Source organism: Noviherbaspirillum malthae (assembly GCF_015352985.1).
Lineage (GTDB): Bacteria > Pseudomonadota > Gammaproteobacteria > Burkholderiales > Burkholderiaceae_D > Noviherbaspirillum > Noviherbaspirillum malthae.
The window spans coordinates 41824-48878 of the sequence record NZ_JACYXF010000049.1 but is presented as its reverse complement, the minus strand read 5'-3'; the positions used below and the strand labels follow the sequence as shown (position 1 = coordinate 48878).

General features: G+C 52.5%; 7 protein-coding genes and 1 pseudogene. All 8 read left to right on the top strand.

Annotated features, from left to right (window positions below; translation table 11 throughout):
- A pseudogene (locus IGW03_RS28510) lies at positions 1-118 on the top strand (IS5/IS1182 family transposase); the annotation flags it as partial.
- Positions 119-143: 25 nt separating this feature from the next.
- Entirely contained in the window at positions 144-467 is a 324-nt protein-coding gene (locus IGW03_RS28505; protein WP_194725912.1) for a hypothetical protein, read from the top strand.
- Entirely contained in the window at positions 467-796 is a 330-nt protein-coding gene (locus IGW03_RS39100; RefSeq protein WP_194725911.1) for a VirB3 family type IV secretion system protein, read from the top strand. The genes IGW03_RS28505 and IGW03_RS39100 overlap by 1 nt, the downstream gene beginning before the upstream one ends.
- A gap of 11 nt (positions 797-807) precedes the next feature.
- Entirely contained in the window at positions 808-3282 is a 2475-nt protein-coding gene (locus IGW03_RS28495; RefSeq protein WP_194725910.1) for a VirB4 family type IV secretion system protein, read from the top strand.
- 22 nt (positions 3283-3304) lie between these two features.
- Positions 3305-4018 (top strand): hypothetical protein, encoded by a 714-nt coding sequence (locus tag IGW03_RS28490; protein WP_194725909.1) that lies wholly within the window; start codon positions 3305-3307, stop codon positions 4016-4018.
- A 20-nt stretch (positions 4019-4038) separates the two neighbouring features.
- Positions 4039-4773, top strand: a complete 735-nt coding sequence (locus IGW03_RS28485) for a hypothetical protein (protein WP_194725908.1) — start codon at positions 4039-4041, stop codon at positions 4771-4773.
- Positions 4770-5858 (top strand): type IV secretion system protein, encoded by a 1089-nt coding sequence (locus IGW03_RS28480; RefSeq protein ID WP_194725907.1) that lies wholly within the window; start codon positions 4770-4772, stop codon positions 5856-5858. The genes IGW03_RS28485 and IGW03_RS28480 overlap by 4 nt, the downstream gene beginning before the upstream one ends.
- Positions 5859-5932: 74 nt before the next feature.
- Complete coding sequence (locus tag IGW03_RS28475) at positions 5933-6958, top strand: OmpA family protein (protein ID WP_194725906.1); 1026 nt, start codon at positions 5933-5935, stop codon at positions 6956-6958.
- Positions 6959-7055: the final 97 nt, after the last annotated feature.

The window sequence follows — 7055 nt, the reverse complement described above, 5'->3', positions numbered from 1 at the left end:
CTTCCGAAGATTGGCACGCGATTATGAACGCATGGCGCAAACGTTGGCGGGGCTTCACTATGTCGCCTTCGTCTGCCTCATGCTTAGCAAAACCATGTCCATCTTCTTTAGTTCATAACAGGCTCTAGTCAAAGGAGTCAAAGATGGTCAATACCTACTGGAAGAAGCATAGTCAAAAAGCTTACACAAGCGCTGCAGCTGCAGTTTTCCTCGCCGCTCTGCCGGAGGTCGCATTTGCGCTGGGTGGCGCGGGCGGCGGAGGCATTTTCTGCTGGGTTGCGCAATATTTCAAGAGCATCGTTGGTGCTGCTGCACTGGTAGCGATCTTCCTTTGGGCCATTGAGCATATTTTTGGAGTATCAAAACTGCATGACATCGTCATCAAAGTCGGCGTCGCTTGCGGTATCGTAATCGCCGCCGCTTCATTGATTACGTCGTCGGGCCTAACTGTCGGCTGCAACATTTAATGCGTTCCACAGTCGTCTACCAAGCGCTTAGGCGATCGCGCCTCAACTATGGCGTTACACCTAAAGCGCTAGGTTCGATCTGGGGGCCGATCGCATTCGTCTCAGTCATTATCGGGTCGAATGCGGGATGGCTGTATGCGCTCTTCCCAGTCATGATCGGATTAGTTATTCATGCGGTCGTCCGGTGGGCATACCGTAAGGATCATCGGGTTTTCGAGATCATGGCCCGATATGCCAATCTGGCTGACGAATATCATCCCCATAGCAGGGAAGTACTTCCCGACCCATTCAAACGCCCTGCCAAGGTTGGTAGAGGAATACGTCTATAAAGCAGCCCGACATGCTTTCCATCAAGTTCCGTGAGCCCGAGGAAGATCAAAGTCACCCATTGCAGGCGATTTGTCCGTGGATCGACTTTATCACGCCTAATATTGTCCTGAACAAGGACGGGTCGCTATTGGCGGCATTCGAGTACAGCGGCCTGGACCCTGACAATCTCTTCGACGAACGGGTCGACAACGCAACCGACCTCTTGCAACGCAGCTATGCCAGCTTTGATGAACGCATCACAGCATGGTGGATTGTGGATAAGCGGCGAGACCCAGAATACCCCGATCTGGAATCCACGAATGAGGCATCTGTAGCCCTTGACAAGGCCTACTCGAAGATCTTCAAGCAGGGCCGACGCTTCAGGATTCGTTACTATTTCTTCCTGCTCTTTACTGGATCGTCCGGAACCGACAAATACCTCGACCGTGTCTCCCGGTTGCAATCGGAAGGGTTGAGCTTGTCGGCCGCCCTCGGTGCCGCATTGCGGGAATCACTCTCAGGCACGGTCGCGTTCGCAAGGGACATCAACCAACTGCGAGAAAACATCGATGTGTTCAACAGAACCATTATGGGTTTTACGCAGACCGCGCCGCTCAAGTTCGAGCGCCTAGCGGGCGATGATTTTACTAGCGCGCTTGATACGCTTCTCAACCGCGCGAACACGACTTCGCGCTATACGAAGCCAAGGGGCGCCCTGCTCGATGCGTGGCTACCGAGTAACTATATCGCGAGTCATAAGGAGGTACTGCAATTCAAAGGCAACACGAAAACCGTCTTTGCGGGCGTCCTCGGCTTGGTGAAATGGCCGGAAACTACAAGTCCCATGATGTTCGAGACGCTGGTCGCAATGCCGATGGAACTAACTATCTGTCAGATTGTAAGATTTCTCGGAACAGACAAAAGCAGGGGCGAAATCAACGCCGCAATTGAATACTATAAGCTAACCCAGTTCGGCCTAGTCACCCACGCAATGGCGAAAGCGTCGAATCGTGAACCTGAACCCCTGCCCGGCAAGCAAGACTTACTTCTTGAATGCCAGGAGGCGCTTACCGGAATCGAAACGCACGGTGACATCTACACCTATCACAATGCCACGGTGTTCGTTTACGGCGAGTCTCCTACTGAGTTGAAACATAACATCGAAAGTGTAGATAGGGCGCTCTCGCGTCTGAAGTTCAAGGCAATTCGGGAACGGAAGAATGCTGCCCCGTCTTTTGCTGCAATGCTGCCAGGACAATGGTCGCAACAAACTCGATACGAGCTTCTGTCGCTTGAGAATGTAGCGAACTGCACACCAATCTACACGATGTCCGAAGGTAGCCCGACGCATCCCTTCTTTTCGCAAGACATCTATAAGCAAGCGGTTCCAGCCCTGGCAGTGTTCGGCAATCGCTACGGCGGCAGAGCTTACTTCGTGCCGCATGTGGGCCAGGTAGGCCATATGTTGATCGTAGCCCCCACTGGCGGTGGCAAAACGACCTTTGTGAACTTCTGCCTCTCCCAGTTTCAGCGGTACGGGAATACCAATACCTTCGTCTTTGACCGGAACCTGTCATGCAAGATCGTCACAGAGCTTCACGATGGCCGGCATATTGACATCAAGAGCAACAACGCCCAATTGAATCCATTCTTTGCGATGATGGATGGCTCGTCAGATGGCCAAACCTGGGTGCGGGAGTTCATCCTCCGGCGGCTAGAGGAAGGCGGCTTTGTTCCCACTGCCGACGATCGAATTGAGCTCGACGATGCCTTGAGCGATCTTGCAAAGTACTATCAGGAGAATAAGCAGCCGCTCCGCATGTCTGACCTCGCTACTATTCTCTCAAAGAGATTAGCCACCGAGCTGAGCGAATGGCTGGAAGGCAGGCCCTATGGAATGTTCGATACAGTCATCGACGACTTTTCGCTCAGCAACTGGACCACGATAGAAATGAAGGACATCATGGCGGTGGAACGTATTTCCCGCGCCTTTATGGACTACGCCTTCCGCAAGATCGACGCGTCGCTGGACGGCCGCCCTACCTTCATTTACTTGGAAGAGGCATCTTTCCTGCTGAACAATGCCGTCTTCAAGGAGATGCTTGCTGACTGGTTGAAGACTTTTCGAAAGAAGAACGCCTTTGTCTGGATGACGATCCAGTCGCCTGAATCTATCACCGACTCCGACATCGCCGCGACTCTACTGGACAACGTCTATAGCTTTTTGATGTGCGTAAACGAAAAGGTTGAAAGTCATCGTGCTGGTTACAAGCACTTCTTTGGCCTTGAAGACCACCAGGTCGATGTGATCGCTGCGCTACAGCCGAAGCGTGATTACCTTCTGATACAAGGCTCGACCTCAAGGGTGCTAACGACTGAATTCACTCCCGAATGTCTAGCTTACTTGAGATCAGAGGCGTCGGTACTCAACACCTACAAGGAACATCGTGCGCGTGGCAGGGCAGACTGGAAGTCGGAATACCTAGCCGCGATAGCGAAACAGTAACTCAACCATCGGAACCGTCGATATGAAAAGCAGACTACTTGTGCTTGCTTTTGCTGGATCAATAGCCTGCCTCACCACTCCGGCCATTCTCCATGCAAAGACCGTCTTTGACCCAACCAATTTCGTAATGAATGCGATGGAGGCCGGCAGGACTGCCGTGTCGGAAGTGAGCGCCGCCACTACCGCCATCCAGAAGGTGCGACAAACCATCGAGCTCATCCGTGCAACTACATCAATCGACGGGTTAGCGAGGATGGCGGGGCTGGAAGAGGAGCTAGGCCTGTATCAGGAATTAGTCGCGGTGGACAATCAGCTTGCGGGCGCGATCAACCTCTCAAAATCAATGTACCAGGATCTGAATGCTCAGTTTGGAGCAAGCAACTTCTCCCGAGAAGCTTTCATGCAAGGAAGGTCCGCAATTGACACCTACCGGGCTCAAGCATTCATCGACAAATATGAAAGCGTGAACCGATCTATGGCGGCAATGAATGCACGGCGGTCACAAATTCTCGCGAAGGTGGAAGGGAACGCGTCAATCACGTCCGCAACTCAGGGCCTCGGCGCTCAGGTAGACATGCTCATCTCCCAAAACCAACAGATGATCTCAATGTTGAATATGAAAGCGGGCGACAAGGCTGCGGCGATGAGCCGCGACCAGATTAGCCGTGAGGCAGCGCTTAGAGAGTATGCACGCAAAGACAAGGTGCTCCGGGACGCTGGCAATGCCTTCAAATAACAGTCCAACTGGATAACGCAATGAAAAAGACCGCAAAAAATACTACCGCGATATTGGCCTTTGTCGCCTCACTGTTCACTGTGCCAGTCCAGGCCCTTACGGTATGGGATCCAACCAACTTTGTGATGAATGCGCAATCCGCCATCGCTGAAGTAGGATCTGAAATTAGTTCGGCTACAACTGCTATGCAAAGCGTAAGGCAAACGATCGAACTCGTGCGTATGGGCACCTCCATCAATGGTTTGGCGAAGCTCGCTGGTTTGGAAGAGGAATTGCGGCTTTATCAAGATGTCGTGCGCATTAACCAGCAGCTCACCGGCGTTATCAACGATACAAAAGGACTCTATCAAAACCTCAATGCCCAGTTCGGAGCAAGTAACAGATCGTGGGAAGGATTCCTAAAAGGTCGCCAGACAATGGAAACCGCAAGAGCCCGCTATCTGCTCGACCGTTACGAGCAGACAACACGCTCAATGGATTCGCTGAACAAGCGGCGTGTAGACCTTCTCCGAAAGGTCGATTCTACGAATAGCCAATTGGAGGCAACTCAGGCTGTTAGTGGCCAAATCGATGTGCTCATCAGTCAAAACCAGCAAATGATGGGATTGCTGGCTAATCAGATCGCTAATGAAGGGGTCGATATGATGAAGAATAAGGAGGAGGACGCGGCCAACCAAATCTATCGCGATCATCAGCGAAAAATGCGCAATTCAGCAAACACGCTTCTTGACCGCATGAACCGGGGTGCACCATGATGCCGATCGGACTGTTGTTAAGGGCAGTGACACTGCTCCTTGCGCTGGCAATCACGCCCATGGCAAATGCAGAGGAGCCGTCCTCCGGCGGTTTCTTCGAAGGGCTTGCAAACACCTCCAAAGCCGTACAAACCCGTGTCTCATCTCAGGCTATCGACAGTCTCAAGACCCACGGCCTCCAGATTGCAGGTGGCTTAGAAGGGAAAGCACTTGCCCTTGGCGGTGCATTAGCACTGCTTTACCTTATTGTGCGGACTATCCAGACTCTGGGCGCGTCTAATGAGTCGATGTTACAAGTCATCTTCGATGTCGCTTTACCTGCGATGATCGCCGCGGCGTTGATAAAGACTTATAGTGCAAGAGTAGGTGACCTTTCGTCGACCTTGGAGATTCTTCGTCTGGGGGCTCAAGATCCGCTCAGTAATATTATTCAGTACTTCACTCGTGCCCTCGACATGGTCACGGAAGCAATGAAGACGGCGTTTGCTAAGGTAGACGTAATGGGCAACATCCTAAAACTGTCATTCCCGGGCGCCCAGCTATTGGATTTCATTGCGACATTTCTGATTGCTGCCGCAATCTTTGTCATTCTAATGATGGCAATTGCAGAAGTGGCGGCTGTCGTCTTGCTTGGACCTTTCCTGTTTGCTATTGGTCTCGCATTTGGCCCGATATTCATCGCCCTAATGGTCACGCCCTGGACGCGGGACTATTTCGGGAAATGGATTGGCTTTATGGTTGCCGCTGCGTTAGTTACGGGTGTTGCGGGCGTCGCGGTGTCCATAGCGTCAACACTGTTTGCTGGACTGACTAGCAATATACCCACGGACACGCCGGTTGCAGCTTCTCTTGCTGTCATGACGATCATGATAGTTACCGTGAACAGTATCCTATCGCAGGTGCCGACGATCGCGTCAGCCATGGTTCCTGGAACACTAGGTGCGGGTGGCGGCAGCGGTGGTGCTCAGCTCCTGAAAGGTGCACAGACTGCGAATAAGGGCATAAAGGGCGGTGCGAGTCGTGGTGGGGCGGTAGCGATGAATGCCGTGATCAAACCGTGGCTAAAGATGAGGGGTTATATCTAATAGCCGAATGGTCATAAAAAGGTCTGTAGGATTCGCCCCGACGTATGGTCGGGGCGTTCCTTAGAATAGGAGTTTTGCTGCAACACAATGGGAAAGAGTTTGATGAAATGAAGATCCGAATCCTTATCGTTTCCATAGCATCCGTTATCGGCATTTCAGGCTGCGCTATCGTCACCCACCGGGACCAACCGCAATCGGCCATTCAATTTAACTACACGTTGCAAAATCCACAAGCTACTGGGATCGTTCAGGTGTTTGACATGGACGGGAACACGGTCATTCAGATCAACGATAACGAAATCCGCCACACCGATATCTTCGATCCTAAAGGCGGTAAGCTTGCACTTAAGAAGGTCGGGCCTTATGTAGTTCTGAACGGCATCCATACGTCGATTCGTGTCGTTTCAAACGGCGGCCAGTCAGCCGTAACGCGCCGAGATTCGGTGCCGATCCTCCCAGCCACTGTGCCGCTGAACCGCCCACAGCCGGTCGTTCCGATTCCCGCTACCGAGGTACGGCCTATCCAGCTTGCTGAGATCCGTCCGGTGCACCAACCAGCCCCATCCATTGACGATGAGGAACCTTATCGTCAGGAGCTAGTTCGCATTCGAAAGGAACTGGAGGAGCTAAAAGCCTTGTTGGCAATAGCGTCCAAGGGTGCTGACATTAGTGGAGAGGCCGCCCGCCCGCGCTCCCGTACTCCGGACATCACCGTCGTGCGGGTAAATTTCAAATATAACAGCGCAAGCTTCGAGCCCCCGAAAGAGGTACGTGAGACCCTGCAGAACTATGCGAAACATGCGCAACAGATCGAAGTAAGGGGTTATACCGACAGCAATGTCTATAGCCAACCCGATCTCAACGTCGCGAAAAGTCGTGCTGCTGCCGCACGCTCATATCTAGTCGCGCAAGGCGTTAGCGAAGATCGCATCGTGACTTCGGCACAAGCATCGGGTGGCTTTATCGCTGACAACTCCACGGCAGATGGGAGAGCCAAGAATCGCCGTGTGGAAATAGAACTTGCTCTTCCAGAAAAATACGCGGCCATGATCCAAAGCGAGAAGGTCGCGCAGCGTAACCTGCCGCGCAACGACAGCTGATCTCTTCTCTCCGAAGCAGAGACCGATGAAACGTACCTGAGCGTGTCGAGGGTACGTTTTTTTTATATGCCCACGTGGGCTGAAATCAGGTTAATTT